Annotated in this window: 15 protein-coding genes; 6 read left to right on the top strand and 9 right to left on the bottom strand. The window is 68.6% G+C overall.

Annotation, left to right across the window (positions count from 1 at the left end; translation table 11 throughout):
* Window positions 1-53 precede the first annotated feature (53 nt).
* Together CK944_RS10985 and CK944_RS10990 are read left to right on the top strand one after the other, a co-directional pair.
* Window positions 54-1,112, top strand: a complete 1,059-nt coding sequence (locus tag CK944_RS10985; RefSeq protein WP_103173102.1) for a saccharopine dehydrogenase — start codon at window positions 54-56, stop codon at window positions 1,110-1,112.
* A gap of 76 nt (window positions 1,113-1,188) precedes the next feature.
* Entirely contained in the window at window positions 1,189-2,388 is a 1,200-nt protein-coding gene (locus CK944_RS10990) for a PQQ-dependent sugar dehydrogenase (RefSeq protein WP_103173103.1), read from the top strand.
* A gap of 6 nt (window positions 2,389-2,394) precedes the next feature.
* On the opposite strand, the gene CK944_RS10995 is transcribed toward CK944_RS10990, so the two are convergent.
* From CK944_RS10995 to CK944_RS11035, 9 genes are all read right to left on the bottom strand, one after another.
* A complete protein-coding gene (locus CK944_RS10995) occupies window positions 2,395-2,766 on the bottom strand; it encodes a DUF3775 domain-containing protein (protein ID WP_103173104.1) in 372 nt (123 codons plus the stop codon).
* Window positions 2,767-2,813: 47 nt separating this feature from the next.
* Window positions 2,814-4,634: a DNA mismatch repair endonuclease MutL gene (gene mutL, locus CK944_RS11000; RefSeq protein ID WP_103173105.1), complete on the bottom strand. Its 1,821-nt coding sequence runs from the start codon at window positions 4,632-4,634 to the stop codon at window positions 2,814-2,816.
* A gap of 42 nt (window positions 4,635-4,676) precedes the next feature.
* The gene (locus CK944_RS11005) at window positions 4,677-6,002 is read right to left on the bottom strand and encodes a pitrilysin family protein (RefSeq protein WP_192877753.1); all 1,326 of its coding nucleotides are present in this window, start codon (window positions 6,000-6,002) and stop codon (window positions 4,677-4,679) included.
* Window positions 5,999-7,405: a pitrilysin family protein gene (locus tag CK944_RS11010; protein WP_103173106.1), complete on the bottom strand. Its 1,407-nt coding sequence runs from the start codon at window positions 7,403-7,405 to the stop codon at window positions 5,999-6,001. The genes CK944_RS11005 and CK944_RS11010 overlap by 4 nt, the downstream gene beginning before the upstream one ends.
* A 67-nt stretch (window positions 7,406-7,472) precedes the next feature.
* Window positions 7,473-8,687, bottom strand: coding sequence for a cytochrome P450 (locus CK944_RS11015; RefSeq protein WP_103173107.1), 1,215 nt, complete (start codon window positions 8,685-8,687; stop codon window positions 7,473-7,475).
* Window positions 8,684-9,202 carry a DUF3035 domain-containing protein gene (locus CK944_RS11020; protein WP_103173108.1) on the bottom strand — a complete coding sequence of 173 codons (519 nt, stop codon included), beginning with the start codon at window positions 9,200-9,202 and terminating at the stop codon, window positions 8,684-8,686. Before CK944_RS11020 ends, CK944_RS11015 begins: the two co-directional genes overlap by 4 nt.
* 30 nt (window positions 9,203-9,232) lie before the next feature.
* Window positions 9,233-9,880 carry a signal peptidase II gene (gene lspA / locus CK944_RS11025; protein ID WP_239986040.1) on the bottom strand — a complete coding sequence of 216 codons (648 nt, stop codon included), beginning with the start codon at window positions 9,878-9,880 and terminating at the stop codon, window positions 9,233-9,235.
* Entirely contained in the window at window positions 9,880-11,469 is a 1,590-nt protein-coding gene (purH, locus tag CK944_RS11030; RefSeq protein ID WP_103173109.1) for a bifunctional phosphoribosylaminoimidazolecarboxamide formyltransferase/IMP cyclohydrolase, read from the bottom strand. The genes lspA and purH overlap by 1 nt, the downstream gene beginning before the upstream one ends.
* A 188-nt stretch (window positions 11,470-11,657) precedes the next feature.
* Window positions 11,658-12,896: an RsmB/NOP family class I SAM-dependent RNA methyltransferase gene (locus CK944_RS11035; RefSeq protein ID WP_103173143.1), complete on the bottom strand. Its 1,239-nt coding sequence runs from the start codon at window positions 12,894-12,896 to the stop codon at window positions 11,658-11,660.
* 87 nt (window positions 12,897-12,983) lie between these two features.
* Between CK944_RS11035 and CK944_RS11040 the strand changes: the two genes are divergently transcribed.
* The 4 genes from CK944_RS11040 to CK944_RS11055 all read left to right on the top strand — a co-directional run bounded on the left by CK944_RS11040 (window position 12,984) and on the right by CK944_RS11055 (window position 18,461).
* Window positions 12,984-13,175, top strand: a complete 192-nt coding sequence (locus CK944_RS11040; protein ID WP_103173144.1) for a DUF1674 domain-containing protein — start codon at window positions 12,984-12,986, stop codon at window positions 13,173-13,175.
* 2 nt (window positions 13,176-13,177) lie between these two features.
* A complete protein-coding gene (locus tag CK944_RS11045; RefSeq protein WP_103173110.1) occupies window positions 13,178-14,512 on the top strand; it encodes an amidase in 1,335 nt (444 codons plus the stop codon).
* A 164-nt stretch (window positions 14,513-14,676) separates the two neighbouring features.
* Entirely contained in the window at window positions 14,677-15,885 is a 1,209-nt protein-coding gene (locus CK944_RS11050) for an aminotransferase class I/II-fold pyridoxal phosphate-dependent enzyme (RefSeq protein ID WP_103173111.1), read from the top strand.
* A gap of 5 nt (window positions 15,886-15,890) precedes the next feature.
* Window positions 15,891-18,461: a DNA translocase FtsK gene (locus tag CK944_RS11055; RefSeq protein WP_103173112.1), complete on the top strand. Its 2,571-nt coding sequence runs from the start codon at window positions 15,891-15,893 to the stop codon at window positions 18,459-18,461.
* Window positions 18,462-18,468: the final 7 nt, after the last annotated feature.

Consider the following 18,468-nt stretch of genomic DNA (forward strand, 5'->3'; position numbering starts at 1 on the left):
CTTGCGCCGTGACGCGGGTTAAGACGACGGGACGGCAGGACCGGGGGAAAACGATGACGCATCTGTGGCTGCGGGCCGAAAGCCGCCCGAACGAGGATCGGACAGGCATCACCCCCGACGGCGTGGCGGCGCTGATCGCCAAGGGCTTCATCGTCACGGTCGAGGACAGCCCCCGCCGGGTGTTTGCGACAGACGCCTATGCCCGCGCAGGGGCCGCCATCGCGCCCCAGGGAAGCTGGCCCACGGCCCCCGACGACGCCATCGTCTTCGGCCTGAAGGAACTGCCCGAAGACGGAATGCCCCTGCGCCATCGGCACATCATGTTCGGCCATGCCTTCAAGGGCCAGCCCGCGGGACAGGTGCTGCTGCGCCGGTTCCTGGCAGGGGGCGGCACGCTCTATGATCTGGAATACCTGACGGACGACGCGGGCCACCGCCTGGCCGCCTTCGGCTATTGGGCGGGCTATGCGGGGGCCGCCGTCAGCCTGAGGGCCTGGGCGGCACAGCAGGGGGGCGGCATCTGCGCCTCCATCCACGCTTATGCCGACAAGGACCTGTTGCTGGACGAATTGCGCGCGCAACTGGACGCCACGGGCCGCCCGCGCCCGCAGGCTCTGGTGATCGGCGCAAAGGGACGCGTCGGGACGGGCGCGGCGGATCTGCTGGTGGCCCTGGGCGTGCCCGTCACCCGCTGGGACATGGCGGAAACCGCGCATGGCGGCCCCTTCCCGGAAGTGCTGGTCCATGACCTGTTCATCAACGCGATCCTGGCCCAGCCCGGCGCGCCGGTCTTCGTCCCCGCAAGGGCGGTGGCGCCAGGGCGGCGGCTGACGGTGATCGGCGACGTGGCCTGCGATCCGACCAGCGATTTTTCCCCGATCAAGGTCTATGACCGCACGACAAGCTGGGACCAGCCGGTCTTGCGCGTGGCCGAACAGCCGCCGCTGGACGTCATGGCCATCGACAACCTGCCGTCCATGCTGCCGCGCGAAAGTTCCGAAGATTATGCCGCCCAGTTGATGCCGGTGCTGATGCAGCTTGACCGGATCGACGAAGGCCCCTGGGGCAGGGCCGGGGCGCTGTTCCGAGACCATCGAGACCGCCTGACATAGACGTGATGGGCCGTGTCGGAACGGGGGTGGGGAACGCGTGTTGGACGGGCATCCCTGTCATCTGCACGAGGACTGCATGTTCATCCGCCTGACGACTTTTGCCGCTTCGGCAAGCCTGCTGGCCACCGGCGCGCTTGCGCAGGATTTCAATGCCGCGCCGCCGAATGCCCCTGATCAGCAGCCCGCCTTCGAAAACCAGACCCGCGCGCCCGTGCTGGCGGGCGACGTGGCGCTGAACCAGACCGTCATCGCGGATGGGCTGGATCATCCCTGGGGCCTGGCCGAACTGCCGGACGGAAGCTGGCTGGTGACGGAACGCGCGGGAAACCTGCGGCTGGTGGGGGCGGACGGCATCCTGTCCGATCCGATCGGCGGACTGCCCGAGCTTGACACCCGCGACCAGGGCGGCCTTCTGGACGTGACCGTGGCCGATGATTTCGCCGACACGCGCCGCGTCTGGATCAGCTTTGCCCAGCCCCGCGAAGACGGCAAGACCGCCACCGCCGTCGCGACCGGCACCCTGTCGCCGGACAACAGCACCCTGGAAGGGACCGAGGTCATCTGGCAGCAGCAGCCCGCCTGGGATTCGACCAAGCATTACGGATCGGTCCTGATCCATGACGGGCAGGGCGGGCTGTTCGTGACCACCGGCGAACGCTCGGTCCCCGATGCGCGCGTCTATTCCCAGAATGTCACAACCACGCTGGGCAAGGTGGTCCGCATCGACCCCGAAACCGGCGCGCCGATGGGCGATCCCGGCGTGGCCGAGGCGCTGCCCGAGATCTGGTCCTGGGGTCATCGCAACATCCAGGGCGCGGCGCTTGACGGCCAGGGCAGGCTGTGGACCATCGAACACGGTCCCAAGGGCGGCGACGAATTGAACCTGCCCCAGGCGGGCCGCAACTATGGCTGGCCGCGCGTGACCTATGGCGTGGAATACAGCGGCGACCCGGTCGAGGAAGGCGTCACCCAGATGGAGGGCACCGAACAACCCGTCTATTACTGGGATCCGGTGATCGCGCCCGGCCAGATGACCTTCTATGACGGCGAGATGTTCCCCGACTGGCAGGGCGACCTGCTGATCGGCGGGATGAAGTCGAACGACCTCGTGCGCCTGGAACTGGACGGCGACCGGGTGACCGGCGAGGCGCGCCACCTGCAAGGCATCGGCCGCGTGAGAGAGGTCGAGGTCGCCCGCGACGGCGCCCTGATGCTGCTGACCGATGAAGACAACGGCCGCCTGATCCGCGTCACCCCGGCGCAGAGCGACAGCTAGAACGCCTCAGACCGGGCGGGTCACGTCGTCCTCGGCATCCTCGGGCGAGATGCCGAGGGCTTCCAGCCCCGATTCCAGCAGATCGGCCAGGCCGGGTTCGCCCATCAGGTAATCCTCGGTGGGGGTGGTGCGCTCGATCCGGGCGGTCTCGATGGCCTCCTCAAGCTCCTCGGGCTCGAAGCTTTCGCGCCCGATCCACATGACCGCCACCAAGGATGCCTGCTCATCCTCGTTCAGGTTGGCGATGAAGTCGTGCAGTTCGGACCGGACGCCGTGCTGCGGCCTGCTGCCCGAATGCGCCCAGGGGTTGACGCCGCTGTCGTATTCGCGGGCGCGGATGATGATATGGGCGATCTTGTCGGGGCTGATCTGCAGCATGGTTGGCTCCTTCGCTGGCGCGACTGTCGCGCCGTTCGGGGCGCCGGTCAATCCTTGCGTCCGAACAGCCTTTCGATGTCGGACAGGCGCAGCTTCACCCAGGTCGGGCGGCCATGGTTGCACTGGCCGGACCGGGGCGTGCGCTCCATCTCGCGCAGCAGGGCGTTCATTTCGTCGGCGCTCATGCGCCGCCCCGACCGCACCGATCCGTGGCAGGCCATCGAGGACAGCACCGCGTCAAGCCGCCCGCGCAGGCGGTCGGAGGCGCCCTGATCCGCCAGATCGTCCAGGATGTCGCGGATCAGGGCGCGGGCGTCCAGACGGGCCAGCATGGCCGGCGTTTCCCGCACCGCGACCGCACCCCCGCCGAAGGGTTCGATGACCAGCCCAAGTTCGGCAAGATCGCCCGCGATGGACAGGATGCGCGCGGCATCGGCATCCGGCAGTTCCACGATCTCCGGGATCAGCAGGGCCTGGCGGGCGATGCCCGTCGCGGCAGCCTGGACCTTCAGGCGTTCATAGACCAGCCGTTCATGCGCCGCGTGCTGATCGACGATGACAAGCCCGTCTTCGGTCTGCGCGATGATGTAGTTTTCGTGGATCTGCGCCCGTGCGGCCCCCAGGGGGGCATCGAGGGGCGCGGCGCTTTCCTCCTCGGCACGGGCCGAGGGGGCCTCGGCAAATCCCATCGTGGGGGCTTGCAGATCCAGGCTGGCGCGGATCGCCGTGGCCGAGGGGCGATAGTCCATCTGATAGGTGCGCGGGGCGGCAGGGGCAGGGGCGGCGGCGGGTTCGGCCCGGAAGGCCGCCAGCGTCGCGTCGCCCATCGTGGATGACGCGCGATGCCCGGCCGTCGCCAGCCCGTGCCGCAAGGCGCTGACCACCAGCCCCCGCGCGCCTTGCGGGTCGCGGAAACGCACCTCGGCCTTGGCGGGATGGACGTTCACATCGACAAGCTGCGGGTCGCAGGCAAGATATAGCACCGCCGCAGGATGGCGCCCGGATGCCAGCACGTCCATGTAACCCGCCCGCAGCGCCCCGGTCAGCAGCTTGTCCCGTACCGGCCTGCCGTTGACATAGACATGCTGCGCCACCGCCGCCCCGCGCGAATAGGTGGGCAGTGCCGCAAGCCCCGAAAGCCGCAGCCCGTCGCGTTCGGCGTCAAGGGGGATCGCATTGTCGATGAAATCCTGGCCCATGACGCGCGACAGGCGGATTGTCAGGGCGTCGAACAATTCGCCTTGTTCGGCATCGGCGCGAAAGATCTCCTTGCCATCGGCGTTCAGGGTGAAGCCCACGAAGGGTTCGGCCATGGCCAGGCGGCGGACGCATTCGGCCACCGCCATCGTCTCGGCCCGGTCGCCGCGCAGGAATTTCAGACGCGCGGGGGTGGCGAAGAACAGGTCGCGCAGTTCGACCACCGTGCCGGGATTGGCGGCGGCGGGCCGCACCGGCGCGGCGCGCCCGCCTTCCACCGCGATCACCGCGCCCTCCCCGCCCCGCATCCGCGAGGTGATCGTCAGCCGTCCGACCGCACCCAGCGAGGGCAGCGCCTCGCCCCGGAAGCCGAAGCTGCGGATCGCCAGAAGGTCGGTGCCGTCGATCTTGCTGGTCGCATGGCGCGACAGGGCCAGGGGCAGATCCTCGGGCGCCATGCCGCAGCCGTCGTCGCAAACCCGGATCAGCCGCTTGCCGCCGTCCTGGATGGCGATGTCGATGCGGCTGGCCCCCGCATCCAGGGCGTTTTCCACCAGTTCCTTGACCGCCGATGCAGGCCGTTCGACCACCTCGCCCGCCGCGATGCGGTTGGCGACGGCTTCGTCCAACTGGCGGATCACGGGCCGGATATGGGGGGCATGGCTGTTCATGCCCCCAAATCTAGCAGCCACCGTCCCCTGTCGCCAGCGATTCTAGTTGGTGGGGGCAGGATCTGTTCCGGCGATCCCCTCGGGGCGGCCGACCAGCACGAAGCGCAGATCGTCGGCATCCGGCAGGCGGCCCGCCACGCGCTTGACGTCCTCCGCCGTCACCGCCTCGACCTTGGCGTTGCGGGTGTTCACATAGTCGATGGGAAAGCCGATCAGCTGCATCCCGGCCAGGATGCCCGCGATGCTGCCGTTGCCGTCGAAGCGCAAGGGGTATTCGCCCGTCAGATAGGTCTTGGCATCGTTCAATTCCTGGTCCGTGACGCCGCCTTCGGCCATGCGGTCCCATTCCTGGCGGATCAGATCGACCGCCTGTCCGGTGGTGGCGTTCGATCCCGCCATGCCGCCCTGCCAGGTCTGGCCGTAAACGCCGGTCGCCAGCGTCGTGCCGACGCCATAGGTCAGGCCGCGCTTTTCGCGGATCTCCTCCATCAGGCGGGAACTGAAGCCGCCGCCGCCCAGGATGTGGTTGGCGACAAAGGCCGCGAAGTAATCGGGATCGTCGATGGCAAGGCCCGGACCGGCAAAGCTGACGACCGTCTGGGGGCTGTCCCAGTCGATTACCGTGACCCCGCCCGTCAGTTGCAGGTCCGCCGGTTGCGGCAGCGGCGCGGTGCCCTGTTCCGGCAGGCCCCCCAGCACGGTGTCCAGAAGCTGGCCCAGTTCTTCGGACGTGATGTCGCCCGCCGCACCCACCACCACGCGGTCGCGGGCCAATACGCGGTTCTTGGCCGCGACCAGATCCTGCCGCGTCAGGGCCGCCACCGAATCCATGGTCCCGTTGATCGAGGTGGCATAGGGATGGTCGCCCCAGGCTTGGCGCGCCATTTCCTTGGCGGCGATGGATTGCGGATCGGTCGCCTCGGACCGGATGATCGACTGCACCTGCGCGCGGACGCGTTCGATGGCGTCGTCGTCGAAGCGGGGCTGGGTCAGCGCCTCGGCCAGAAGGGCCGCGGCCTCGTCGCGGTTCTCGTTCAGGGCGCGCATCCCCACGGTCAGCGCGTCGTCGCCCACGTCAAAGGAAAACTGCGCGCCCAGCCCCTCGACCGCCTGGGCGAAGGCCACCGAATCGCGGTTGCCCGCGCCTTCCTCCAGTGTGGCGGTCATCAGGTTGATGGCGCCGCGCTTTCCTTCGGCGTCCAGGCTGGCGCCGCCCTTGAAGGAAAACTGCACCGCGACGAAGGGGATGCTGTCGTCCTGGACAAGCCAGGCCTTGATGCCGCCGGGCGAGGTGACGTCCTGGATGTCGATGGCATGGGCGGGAACCGCCAGAACGGCAAGGAAAAGGGCAATGGCGGCGCGGATCATCCTTGCACCTCGGGGCTGGGGGTGTCGGTGGGGGCGGGTACTTCGGCGGCGGCGGGTGCCGGCTCGGCCGGCAGCAGCCAGCCGGTGACGCTGGCCTTGCTGTCCAGAACGGTCCTGGCCACCCTCATCACGTCATCGGCCGTGACGGCGGCCAGGATGTCGGGCCAGTCGTTCACGTCCTGGACCGAGAGCCCGGTCGCCAGGCCCTGCCCATAGTCATAGGCCCGGCCATGCGCCGAATCGAGCTTGTAGACCCGCGCGGCCTCGATCTGCGTCTTCACGCGGTCCAGGTCGGCAGGGTCGGGGCCGGTTTCCAGGAAGCGGGTCAGGACCTTGTCCAGTTCCGCCTCGGCTTCCTCGGGCGTCATGCCGTCGGCGGGAACAAGAGAGATGCCGAAGCTGGTCGGATCGACGGAAAAGCCGTCATAGCCCGCGTTCACCCACAGCGCCTTGCCCTGCATGGCCAGCTCGCGACCCAGGATCGAGGTCTGCATCGACCCGCCCAGCAGTTCCGCCAGAACCGTCAGCGCGGCGGCATCCGCCTGGTCGCCGGGGTTGCGCTCGGGCGCGATGTAGCTGCGCGACATCACCGGCTGGGGGACGCGGGGATCGCTCATCTCCATCCGGCGGGGCGACCGCTGGGTGGGTTCCTGGGGGCGGATGCGCGGCTCTGCCTCTCCTTTCGCGGGGATCGGGCCATAGTATTGCCCGGCCAGTTCGCGGGCGCGTTCAGGGGTCACGTCGCCCGCCAGGATCAGGATCGCCTCGTTCGGGGAATAATGGTTGTCATACCATTCCAGCGCATCCTCGCGCGTCAGGCCCTCCATCTCGGCGCGCCAGCCGATGACGGGGCGGCCATAAGGGTGGTTATAGTAAAGCGTGGCATAGCGTTCCTCGGCGAACAGGGATCCGGGGTCGCTGTCCACCCGCTGGGCGCGCTCCTCCAGCACGACCTGGCGTTCGGCCTGCCAGTCATCCTCGCCGATGCGCAGGTTGGCCATGCGGTCGGCCTCCATCTCCATCACCAGGGGCAGGCGATCGGAGGCGATGCGCTGGAAATAGGCGGTGTAGTCATAGGAGGTGAAGGCGTTGTCCATGCCGCCATTGGCGGTCACGGTCTTCGACAGCTCGCCCGGTTCCAGCTTGTCGGTGCCCTTGAACATCAGGTGTTCCAGATAATGGGCGATGCCCGATTTGCCGGGCGGCTCGTCCGCCGATCCGATCCGATACCAGACCATCTGGACCACGACCGGGGCGCGATGATCCTGGATCACCACGGTTTCCAGTCCGTTCGGAAGGGTGAAATGGGTGATGCCGTTATTCTCGGGGGTGGTCGTCTCGGCCAGGACGGGCATCGCGCCCAGGGTCAAGGCCAGCAGCGCGGGCAGGGTCGGTCGAAGCATGGGGGCGAAACCTCCTTGGTCGAGGCAAATCTGACCAATGACGGCAGGCCGCGCAACCTGTCACACGCTAATGTGTCGCGACAGTGATGGGCAGGGACAGGGGGCCATGCGCCTGAAGCCCAGACTTCCAGGCAACGGGACCGTCGATGCGGATGCTTTCCGTGCGGTCCAGAAGGGCCGTGAACAGCACCTCCATGTTCAGCCGCGCCAGGTTGTTGCCCAGGCAGACATGGGGACCCGCGCCAAAGGCAAGGTGCAGGTTCGGCCTGCGCCCGACATCGAAGCGGTCGGGATCTGGGAAGGCATCGGGGTCACGGTTGGCGCTGGCGTAAAGCAGCCCGAAGGTCGTTCCCCTGGGCCAGTCCTGACCGCAGATCGCCAGATCCTCGGACGCATGGCGGTGAAAGAAGACCAGCGGCGGGGCAAAGCGGAACATCTCCTGCACGGCCAGGGGCATCAGGCCGGGATCGGCGCGCAGACGCGCAATCTGGTCGGGATGGGCCAGCAGCGCATGAAGCCCGCTGCCCATCACGTCGATGGTCGATCCATGCCCGGCGTGCAGGATCTGCATGACGGTCGCGATCAGTTCGTCATGGGTCAGAAGCCCCGCATCCTCGGCCCCGATCATTGCCGACATCAGGTCGTCGCCCGGCCGGGCCTTGCGCGCGGCATGAAGGTCCTGCAGCGCGTCATGGAACAAGCGCACCGCGTCCTCGGCCCGCGCCTTGCGATCGGGGGTGCGGCGGCTCACGTCGAAATAGCTGACGGTTTCCTCGGACCACAGGGTCATCTGCGGGGCAAGCGCGGGATCGGTGCCGATCAGATGGCCGATCACCTGCCCCGGCAGATGGGCGGCAAGATCCGCGATGAAGTCGAAGCGACCCTGCGGGATCAGCCGGTCCAGCGCAGCATCGGCCCACCCGGTGACGAAGGGACGCAGGCTTTCCAGCCGCGTCTTGGTGAAGAAGGGAAACACCGCGCGCCGCAACCGGTCGTGATCCGGCCCGTCCAGTTCCAGCATCGAGGTCTGCACGAAGCGTTCGTGGAACGGCATGTCGTGGAAATTCTCGGCCATCTGGATCCGCCGCCTTTCCTCGGGCGGAAGAAAGGCGGTGCCCCGGACCATGCGGCGGTCCGATGCGATGGCGCGCACGTCGTCGAAGCGGGACGCCAGGCGAAAGCCCTGCCAGTCGGGCAGGCCGGGCGTCGCCCGCAGGCGGGCGTAATGCGGCCAGGGATCCTTGCCGAAACCGGGCTGCGCCGGATCGAAATGCGCCGTCATTCCTCGACGGGCGCGGGAGAGGTCTGGGTGATCGCACCAGCCCGCTGCCAACGTTGCTGTTCGGCCTGCGAATCAAGCGCCAGGGGGCGATAGGCGCGCTGATAGACGGTGGTGCCGAACAGCGCCTCCAGCGGGCGGCGCTTGTTGCGCAACCGCCATTCGGCATCCGCGTCCGCCAGGCGTTCGCGGATGGCGGGATCGGTGCCGCGGCGCGTGGCATGGGCGACCAGGGCACCATCCGCCGCGGCGATGCCCTGGTCGGACAGGCGCGCCGGATTGCCGCCCAGGGCCGCGACCGCATCGGCGCTGGGGTTCGGATCGGTCATGTTGGCCCCGCCCGGCGTAGGGGCGGGCAGCAGCGCCAGATCGGGCGGCATGGTCAGGGGGCGGGTGGGCAGGATGGCGAATTCGTCCGGGCTGTTCTGACCGGTTTCGATGTTCATCAACTGGTTGCTGCCGCAGGCCGAAAGCCCCATGACGGCCGCTGCCGCGATGCCCCTGACGAAAGCCTGCATGTCCTGTCCCCTCGTTTCTTGCGCCCCGTTCTAGCCGGATTTGCCGGTCCCGTCACGGGGATTGTCCGAGGCCTTGGCGCGCGGCTTGCGGGCAGGCGCCACGGGGTCCTTCTTCTGCGGCACCAGAACCAGCCCGATGGCCCCCGCGAAGATGGCGATATCGGCCACGTTGAAGCTGTAGGGGTTCTGCCAGCCGGGCAGCGACATGTTCAGGAAATCCGCGACCGCGCCGTAAAGCAGCCGGTCGATCACGTTGCCCAGGGCGCCGCCGATCAGCAGCCCCGCCGCGATGCGGGCCAGCTTTCCGGCATCGGCGCGCCAGATCCAGATCCAGACCCAGACCACGATGGCCAGCGCCACGGCGATCAGGACCCAGCGCATCACATCGGTGTCCGACGCCATCAGCCCGAAATTGACGCCCTGGTTCCAGGCCATGCGCAGGTTCAGCCAGGGCGGCAGCACGTCGATCTCGCGCAGCCGGTCCAGTTGCAGCACATGGACGACCCAGTATTTCAGCACCTGATCGACCACGAAGATCGTGGTCGCGATCCAGATCACCAGCCGCATGTCGGTCCGGGGCGGGGGCGCGGGCTTTTTCGGCGCGCGCGGGCGCCGCGCCTTGGGCGCCGGTCTGGACGGCGCCGGGGGCGGCGGGTCAAGGGGCAGTTCCTGCTGCATCAGTGCCGGAAATGCCGCTGGCCGGTAAAGACCATCGCCAGGCCCAGGCGGTTGGCCGCCGCGATCACCTCGTCGTCGCGCATCGACCCGCCCGGCTGGATCACGGCGCGGGCGCCGGCTTCCGCCAAGGCCTCGATCCCGTCGGCAAAGGGGAAGAAGGCATCCGATGCCACGACCGCGCCGATGGTCAGGGGCTGGCCCAGGCCAAGCGCCTCGGCCATGTCCTCGGACTTGCGGCGGCCGATGCGGGTGCTGTCCACGCGGCTCATCTGGCCTGCGCCGATGCCCACGGTGGCGCGGTCCTTCGCATAGACGATGGCGTTCGACTTGACGTGCTTGGCGACGGTCCAGGCGAACAGCATGTCGCGCAGTTCCGCATCATCCGGCTGGCGGTCGCTGACGACCTTCAGGTCGGACAGGCCCACATGGCCGTTGTCGCGGCCCTGCACCAGGAAGCCGCCCGCGACCTGGCGGAAGGACAGGCCGGGCGCCCGCGGATCGGGCAGCCCGCCCGTGGTCAGCAGGCGCAGGTTCTTCTTGGCGGCGAAGATGCGCTTGGCGTCCTCGTCGGCATCGGGGGCGATGACGACCTCGGTGAAGATCCTGGCGATCTCCTCGGCGGTGGGGCCGTCCAGCACCTGGTTCAGCGCGATGATCCCCCCGAAGGCCGATGTGCGGTCGCAGTCGAAGGCGCGCTTGTAGGCTTCCAGCGCCGTTTCGCCCCGCGCCACGCCGCAGGGATTGGCGTGCTTGATGATCGCGCAGGCCGCGCCTTCGGCGGGGTCGAATTCCGCGACCAGTTCGAAGGCCGCATCGGTGTCGTTGATGTTGTTGTAGGACAGCTCCTTGCCCTGCCACTGCTTCGCGGTGGCGACGCCGGGGCGGTTGTCCCCGGTAACATAGAAGGCCGCCTGCTGGTGCGGGTTCTCGCCATAGCGCAGGGGCTGGGCCAGCGTGCCCGCGAATGCGCGGCGACGGGGCGTTTCCTGGCCGATGGCGCTTGCCAGCCATGTCGAAACCGCCGCGTCATAGGCGGCGGTGCGGGCATAGGCGATCTGCGCCTGGCGCTGGCGGAAGGCCAGCGTGGTGCGGTCGTCATTGGCGTCCAGTTCGGCCAGCAGCGCATCGTAATCCTGGACATCCACGATCACGGTGACGAAGCCGTGGTTCTTGGCCGCCGCGCGGATCATCGCGGGGCCGCCGATGTCGATATTCTCGATGCAGTCGTCATGGGACGCGCCCTTGGCGACCGTTTCCTCGAAGGGATAAAGGTTGACCACCAGCAGGTCGATGGGTCCGATGCCGTGGGCCTCCATCGCGGCCTGATGTTCGGAATTGTCGCGCAGCGCCAGCAGGCCGCCATGGACGACCGGGTGCAGCGTCTTGACGCGGCCGTCCATCATTTCCGGGAAACCCGTGACATCGGCCACGTCGATCACCGTCAGCCCCGCCTCGCGCAGCGTCCTGGCGCTGCCGCCGGTGGACAGGATCTCGATCCCCCGCGCGTCCAGCTTGCGGGCGAAGTCGATCAGCCCGGTCTTGTCGGAAACGGAAATCAGCGCGCGTCTGATCGGCACGGGATGGGACATGGGGGCCTCGCATCTGGTTTGCGGTCGCTTAGCGCCATGCGGGCCGAAGGTCCAGTGGCGAAGCCGGGGGCGCTTCGCCCCCCGGACCCCCCGAGGATATTTGCACCAGCGTGAAGGAACGTCTTCATTCTGGCCCAAATATCCCGGGGTGAATTGGCCGCAGGCCAAGAGGGGCAGCGCCCCTTGTCCTATCCGGCCTTGCGCAACCGTGCCATGAAGAAGCCGTCCAACCCGCCCCGGTCCGCCCAATGGTCGGGCCGGGTGCGCAAACCGCCTTCGGGCGTGATCCAGTCCAGTTCGATCCCCGGAAGAACCGGCTCCTCGACCCTCAGCCCCGGATGGCGGGCCAGGGCCGCGGCGACCTGCGCCTCGCCTTCGTCGGGCAGCAGGGAGCAGACGGCATAGACCAGGCGCCCGCCCGGCGGCAGCAGCGACAGGGCATGGTCGATCAGCCGCGATTGCAGGTCGATCAGCGCGGGGATGCCCGATCCGTCGCGCAGGAAGGGCAGGTCAGGGTGGCGGCGGATCGTGCCGGTGGCCGAACAGGGCGCGTCCAGCAGGACCGCATCCAGAGGGCCATCGGGCCGCCATTCCAGCGCGTCGGCCGCGACCAGTTCCGCCGCCAGGCCGCAGCGGCGCAGGTTCTCGGCCACGCGCTTGAGGCGGGCAGGGCTGATGTCCACGGCCGTCACCTGCGCCCCTGCCGCGGCCAGTTGCAGCGTCTTGCCGCCCGGCGCGGCACAAAGGTCCGCGATGCGTTCGCCCGCCTGCGGGTCCAGCAGGCGCACCGGCAGGGCGGCGGCGGCATCCTGGACCCACCAGTCGCCGGTAGCAAAGCCCGGAAGCGCAGACACCTGCGCGGGGCCGTGGATGCGCCATGATCCGGTCGGCAGCAGGTCGGCACCCTCGACCGAAATGCCCGGCTTCGGCGTCAAATCCAGCGGTGCGCCGGCCTGGTGCGCGGCCTCGATGGCGAGGGCGGCCTCCTCTCCATAGGCGAGGGCGACGGGGCCGCGCAGCCAGGCGGGCATCGGTTGCGGCGGCAGGTCGGCCCAGCCCCGGTGCGCCGCCACCTTGCGCAGCACGGCGTTGACCATGCCTGCCGCGGCCTGCCCCTTCTGGCCCAGCCCGCGCGTCAGGGTGACGGCGGCATCGACAACGCCATGCGCCGCGCCCTCCAATTCCAGAAGCTCGATCGTGGCCAGGCGCAGGATGTCGGCGACCTGGGGACTGGGCTTGCGGCTGACATAACCCGCGATCACCGCATCGGCGCGGGACTGGTGGCGCAGCACGGCGGCCGCAAGGCGCGCGGCACGGGCCTGGTCCTGCGGCGCCAGCGCCTTCAGCGCGCCCGCCTGATCCGACAGGGACAGCCCGTCCCGCACCCCGGCCAGCAGGCGCAATGCGCCCGACCGTGCCATATCCATGCCCCGCTTTGCCAAATCGCTTTCCTTCACCTAAGTCTTGTTGGAAGACTGACCCGGACCCCTTACCCCCGGATGGGAGATCTTTCCATGAGCGAACAGCCCCCGATGGACCGCACCGACCTGCCGCCCGCCGCACAGCGCGCCCTGGCCGAGGCTGCCGAGCGCCGCAAGGCCGCCGCAGAGGCCCAGCCCCTGCCCGTCGAATACGGCGGCCGCGAGGGCCCCGAACCCGTGCGATACGGCGATTACGAAAAGAACGGCCTCGCGGTGGATTTCTGAGAATGGATTGGCTGCGCGCGCCCGCCGCCCAGCAGGGCCGTGCGATCATGGCGGGTCTTCTGGATCCCATCGACCAGTCCGAGGCCTATCTGGCCGCGATCAAGGCCCATCTTGACGCGGGGCGCATCTATGCCCGCGTGACGGATGTGCGCGCCCGGTCCGAATCGGTCGCCGCCCATGACCGCGCCAAGCTGGAACTGCGGCGCGGGCTTCTGGACGGCGTGGCGATCAGCTGGAAGGACAACATCGACAGCGGCGGCACCGTGACCGAGGCCGGATCCAGGCTGCTGGAAGGCCGGGTGCCGCGCAAGGATGCCATCGTGCTGGCACGCGCGGCGCGGCAGGGCACGATCTGCCTGGGCAAGACCCATATGACGGAACTGGCCTTTTCCGGCCTGGGCCTGAACCCGAACACCGCGACGCCGCCCAATGCGCTGGACCCGGATCTTGCGCCTGGCGGGTCGTCCTCCGGGGCGGCGGTGTCGGTGGCGCTGGGACTGGCGGCGGCGGCGATCGGGTCCGATACCGGCGGATCGCTGCGTGTGCCGGCCGCCTGGAACGATCTGGTGGGCTTCAAGCCCAGCCATGATTCGCTGCCCGAGAAGGGCGTGGTGCCCCTGTGCCGCAAATTCGACATCGTCGGTCCCATCGCCCGCACGGTCGAGGATTGCGCCGAACTATTCGCGCTGATGTCCGGGACCAAGGCGGCCGACCTGCGGGGCGCCGATATCGCGGGACGGCGGCTGATGGTTCTGGACGGCGTGCCCTTCGCCGATGCCGAGGAAGGCCCGGTCGCCGCCTTCGAGGACGCGGTGGACCGGCTGGCCCGCGCGGGCGCGCAGATCCAGCGCGTGCCCAGCGATTGGGTCGCCAAGGCGATGCCCTTGTCGGCGGCGCTGTTCGCGCCCGAGGCCTATGGCATCTGGCGCGCGCAGATCGAGGATGCGCCCGAACTGATGTGGAAGCCGATCCTGGACCGGTTCCGCAGCGGCGCGGATGTCAGCGCCTCGGATTACGTGGCGGCCTGGGAAAGCCTGGTCCGCATCCGCCGCAAATGGATCAAGGAGGTGGCCTCGGCCCATGACGCGATCCTGCTGCCCACGGTGCCGATCCTGCCGCCGAACGCCGCGCGGCTGATGGAGGACGAGGCCGAGTTCGTGCGCGCGAACCTGCTGACCCTGCGCAACACCCGCATCGGCAATCTTCTGGGCCTGCCGGTCTGCACCCTGCCGACCGGGCATCCCGCCTGCGGTATCTCGATCATGGGCCATGCGGGCCGGGACGGACATCTTCTGCATGTGGCGGCAGGGGCCGAGGCTGCCCTGGCGGTGGCCTGACCGGCTGGGCAGGGGGCCTTGGCGCCCCTTTCCCGCCCTTGGCCCGATCAACCCCCAGGATGTTTTGCCCAGGCGAGTGGCCGGCTTTCGCTGGACGCAAGGGCACGATCACGCTAATGTTTTCCGGTAATAAACGGGGCCGAAGACCCTGGAAGCGAGGCAGAATGGCGATCCCCGAGCGGTTCTCGAACCTGCCGGAGTATGCGTTTCCGCGTTTGCGGGCGCTGCTGTCCGGCATCGAGCCGGGTTTGAAGCACGGCGAATCCCCGACGGTCCTGACCATCGGAGAGCCGCGCCATGCCATGCCGGACTTCGTGGCCGAGGTGATGGCCGCCAATATCGGGGGATTCGCGAAATATCCGCCGAACGAGGGCACGCCCGGCCTGCTGTCGGCCATCGGCGATTGGCTGGGCAGCCGTTACGGCCTGGATGTGGCGCCCGACCGGATCATGGCGCTGAACGGCACGCGCGAAGGGCTGTTCAACGCGGCTCTGGCGCTGTGCCCCGAAAGGAAGAACGGCGGGCGGCCGGCGATCCTGATTCCGAATCCCTTCTATCAGGTCTATGCGGTCGCAGCCGCCGCCGTTCAGGCCGAACCCGTCTTCGTCCCCGCCACGCCGGACACCGGCAACCTGCCCGATTATGCGTCGCTTGCGCCCGAAGTCCTGGACCGCACCGCCATCGCCTATCTGTGTTCGCCCGCCAATCCGCAGGGGGCGATCGCGGACCGGGATTATCTGGAACAGCTGATCGCGCTTGCCGACCGGCACGATTTCCTGGTCTTCGCCGACGAATGCTATTCCGAGATCTGGCGCGAATCCCCGCCGCCCGGCGCCCTGGCCGTAGCGACCGCGATGGGACTGGCCGACCGGGTGGTGATCTTCAATTCGTTGTCCAAGCGGTCCAACCTGCCCGGGCTGCGGTCGGGCTTCGTGGCGGGAAGCGCCGCGAATATCGCCCAGATCCGCCGCCTTCGCGCCTATGCGGGCGCGCCCCTGTCGCTGCCCGCCCAGGCCGTCAGCGAGGCCGCCTGGCGGGACGAGGCGCATGTGGCGGTCAGCCGCGACCTTTACCGGCAGAAATACGAGATCGCCGACCGGGTGCTGGGCAACGTGCCGGGATACCGCCCCATCCAGGGCGGGTTCTTCCTGTGGCTGCCCGTCGCAGATGGCGAGGACGCGGCCAGGACCCTGTGGGCGCAGGCGGGGATCCAGGTGCTGCCGGGCGCCTATCTCTCGCGCGAGGTCGGCGGGCACAATCCCGGCAAGGGCTTCATCCGGGTCGCCCTGGTGGCGGATGCGGAGCAGACGGAAACGGCGCTGCGGCGGCTGCGCGCGGTGGTGTATGATGGAACGACGGACGGGGAAGGCTAGGGACCATGGCAAGCTGGCAGGCAAAACACCGCGATCCGCTGTTCGACCAGTCCACGCAGGCGGCGCTGGAACGGCGCGGCAAGGAATTGCTGGGCGCGGGGCTGGTCACTGTCGGCATCCTGATCGCCCTGATGCTGGCAAGCTGGTCGCCCGAGGATCCCAGCTTCCTGTCGGCCACCGACGAGCCTGCGCAGAACATGCTGGGCAGCTTCGGCGCCTATGTCGCATCCCCCCTGATGATGATCGCGGGCCATGGTTCCTGGATGCTTGTCGTCGCCGCCCTGGTCTGGGGCCTGCGCTTCATGCTGCACCGGGGCGAAGACCGCTTCATGCGCGCGCTGTTCACCCCCATCGCGGCGGCGCTTGCCTCGGTCTATTGCAGCACGCTGGTGCCGGCCGATGCCTGGGAACAGACCTATGGCCTGGGCGGGCATTTCGGCGACATGGTCATGGGCGCGATGCTGAACCTTCTGCCGGTCAAGGCGCAGATCGGGATCCGCGTGGCGGGGCTGGTCGTCGCCCTGGGAACGCTGGCGATGGCGGCCTTCGTCCTGGGCTTCGAGCGGAGGGAACTGCGCGTCTTCTGGCGCCGCTTCGTGGTCGGGCTGCTGACGGCCCATGATCTGGCGATGCGCGGCATCGGCCAGGGCGCCGCCGCCTCGGCGGGGTTGAAGGGCCGCCTGGCCGCCCGGCGCGAGGCCAGGGCGGACGAGCCCTCCCCGCGTGCCCCGGTCGTGGCCCGGCGCAAGTCGGCTGCCCCCGTCTTCGAGCTTGAGGAAGACCTGCCCGAGCCCGAACTGATCGAACGCGATGCCGATTATGACGGCGATGCCCCTTCGGCCGAGGAGGTCCAGGGCCGCATCAGCGACGCGATCCGCACCCGGTCGGGCAAGCCTTCGGTCCTGGCGGTCGTGGCCGCCCGCCTGGCGCGCGAAACCCCCCGAGAGACTGCCGATGAACCCGCCGCCGAGGCGGCACCCGTCGCCATGCCGCCGCTGAAGAAGGCTGCGCCGGCGCGGCCTGCGCCCCTGGCCGAACCCGACCTGCCGTTCGAGGAGGTGCTGAACACCTATGAACGCCCGCCGCTGGCGCTGCTGACCATGCCATCAGCCAGCGACCAGCAGACCGTGTCCGAGGAGGTGTTGATGGAAAACGCCCGGATGCTGGAGGCGGTGCTGGACGATTACGGCGTCAAGGGCCAGATCACCGAGGTCCGGCCCGGCCCGGTCGTCACGCTTTACGAACTGGAACCTGCGCCGGGCCTGAAGGCATCCCGCGTGATCGGCCTGTCCGACGACATCGCCCGGTCCATGTCGGCCCTGTCGGCGCGCGTCAGCACGGTGCCGGGCCGCACCGTGATCGGGATCGAACTGCCCAATGCCCGGCGCGAAAAGGTGCTGCTGCGCGAGATCCTGGCATCCCGCGCCTTCGGCGACGGCACGCAGCCCCTGCCGCTGGCCCTGGGCAAGGACATCGGCGGCGATCCGGTCGTGGCGAACCTGGCCAAGATGCCCCACCTGCTGATCGCCGGGACCACCGGTTCGGGCAAGTCGGTGGCGATCAACACCATGATCCTGTCGCTGCTCTACAAGCTGACGCCGGACGAATGCCGGCTGATCATGATCGACCCCAAGATGCTGGAGCTGTCGGTCTATGACGGCATCCCGCATCTGCTGTCCCCCGTCGTCACCGACCCGAAAAAGGCCGTGGTCGCGCTGAAATGGGTCGTGGGCGAGATGGAGGAGCGTTACCGCAAGATGTCCAAGATGGGCGTCAGGAACATCGAGGGTTACAACGGCCGCGTCCGCGAGGCGCTGTCCAGGAACGAGATGTTCAAGCGCACCGTCCAGACCGGCTTCGACGAGGATACCGGAGAGCCGATCTTCGAGACCGAGGAGTTCAAGCCCGAGACCTTCCCCTATATCGTCGTCATCGTGGACGAGATGGCCGACCTGATGATGGTCGCGGGGAAAGAGATCGAGGCCTGCATCCAGCGCCTGGCGCAGATGGCGCGGGCATCCGGCATCCACCTGATCATGGCGACGCAGCGTCCATCCGTCGATGTGATCACCGGCACGATCAAGGCGAACTTCCCGACCCGGATCAGCTTCCAGGTCACCTCGAAGATCGACAGCCGCACCATCCTGGGCGAACAGGGGGCCGAGCAGCTGCTGGGCCAGGGCGACATGCTGTATATGGGCAACGGCGCGCGGATCACCCGCATCCACGGCCCCTTCGTCAGCGACGAGGAGGTGGAGGAGGTCGTGACCCATCTGAAATCCTTCGGCCCGCCGTCCTACAAGTCGGGCGTGGTCGAGGGTCCCGAGGACGAGGTGGCATCCGACATCGATGCGGTGCTGGGCCTGGGCGGCGGCGATGGCGGGGACGACGCGCTGTATGACCAGGCGGTGATGATCGTCGCCAAGGACCGCAAGTGTTCCACCAGCTATATCCAGCGCAAGCTTGCCATCGGCTATAACAAGGCCGCGCGCCTGGTCGAGCAGATGGAGGAACAAGGCGTGGTCTCGGCCGCCAACCATGTCGGCAAGCGCGAGGTGCTGGTCCCCGAGCTGTGAGGCGGCG

The sequence above is a fragment of the Paracoccus sp. SY genome (assembly GCF_002901215.1).
Classification (GTDB): Bacteria; Pseudomonadota; Alphaproteobacteria; order Rhodobacterales; family Rhodobacteraceae; genus Paracoccus; species Paracoccus acridae.

Excerpts from the sequence above, each read along its gene's own strand:
- CK944_RS10990 (WP_103173103.1), top strand. The coding sequence starts at position 1,189 with ATGTTCATCCGCCTGACGACTTTTGCCGCTTCGGCAAGCCTGCTGGCC.
- CK944_RS11010 (WP_103173106.1), bottom strand. The coding sequence starts at position 7,405 with ATGCTTCGACCGACCCTGCCCGCGCTGCTGGCCTTGACCCTGGGCGCG.
- CK944_RS11045 (WP_103173110.1), top strand. The coding sequence starts at position 13,178 with ATGGATTGGCTGCGCGCGCCCGCCGCCCAGCAGGGCCGTGCGATCATG.
- mutL (WP_103173105.1), bottom strand. The coding sequence starts at position 4,634 with ATGAACAGCCATGCCCCCCATATCCGGCCCGTGATCCGCCAGTTGGAC.
- purH (WP_103173109.1), bottom strand. The coding sequence starts at position 11,469 with ATGTCCCATCCCGTGCCGATCAGACGCGCGCTGATTTCCGTTTCCGAC.
- CK944_RS11020 (WP_103173108.1), bottom strand. The coding sequence starts at position 9,202 with ATGCAGGCTTTCGTCAGGGGCATCGCGGCAGCGGCCGTCATGGGGCTT.
- CK944_RS10995 (WP_103173104.1), bottom strand. The coding sequence starts at position 2,766 with ATGCTGCAGATCAGCCCCGACAAGATCGCCCATATCATCATCCGCGCC.
- CK944_RS11015 (WP_103173107.1), bottom strand. The coding sequence starts at position 8,687 with ATGACGGCGCATTTCGATCCGGCGCAGCCCGGTTTCGGCAAGGATCCC.
- CK944_RS11035 (WP_103173143.1), bottom strand. The coding sequence starts at position 12,896 with ATGGATATGGCACGGTCGGGCGCATTGCGCCTGCTGGCCGGGGTGCGG.
- CK944_RS10985 (WP_103173102.1), top strand. The coding sequence starts at position 54 with ATGACGCATCTGTGGCTGCGGGCCGAAAGCCGCCCGAACGAGGATCGG.
- CK944_RS11040 (WP_103173144.1), top strand. The coding sequence starts at position 12,984 with ATGAGCGAACAGCCCCCGATGGACCGCACCGACCTGCCGCCCGCCGCA.
- CK944_RS11055 (WP_103173112.1), top strand. The coding sequence starts at position 15,891 with ATGGCAAGCTGGCAGGCAAAACACCGCGATCCGCTGTTCGACCAGTCC.
- CK944_RS11005 (WP_192877753.1), bottom strand. The coding sequence starts at position 6,002 with ATGATCCGCGCCGCCATTGCCCTTTTCCTTGCCGTTCTGGCGGTTCCC.
- lspA (WP_239986040.1), bottom strand. The coding sequence starts at position 9,880 with ATGCAGCAGGAACTGCCCCTTGACCCGCCGCCCCCGGCGCCGTCCAGA.
- CK944_RS11050 (WP_103173111.1), top strand. The coding sequence starts at position 14,677 with ATGGCGATCCCCGAGCGGTTCTCGAACCTGCCGGAGTATGCGTTTCCG.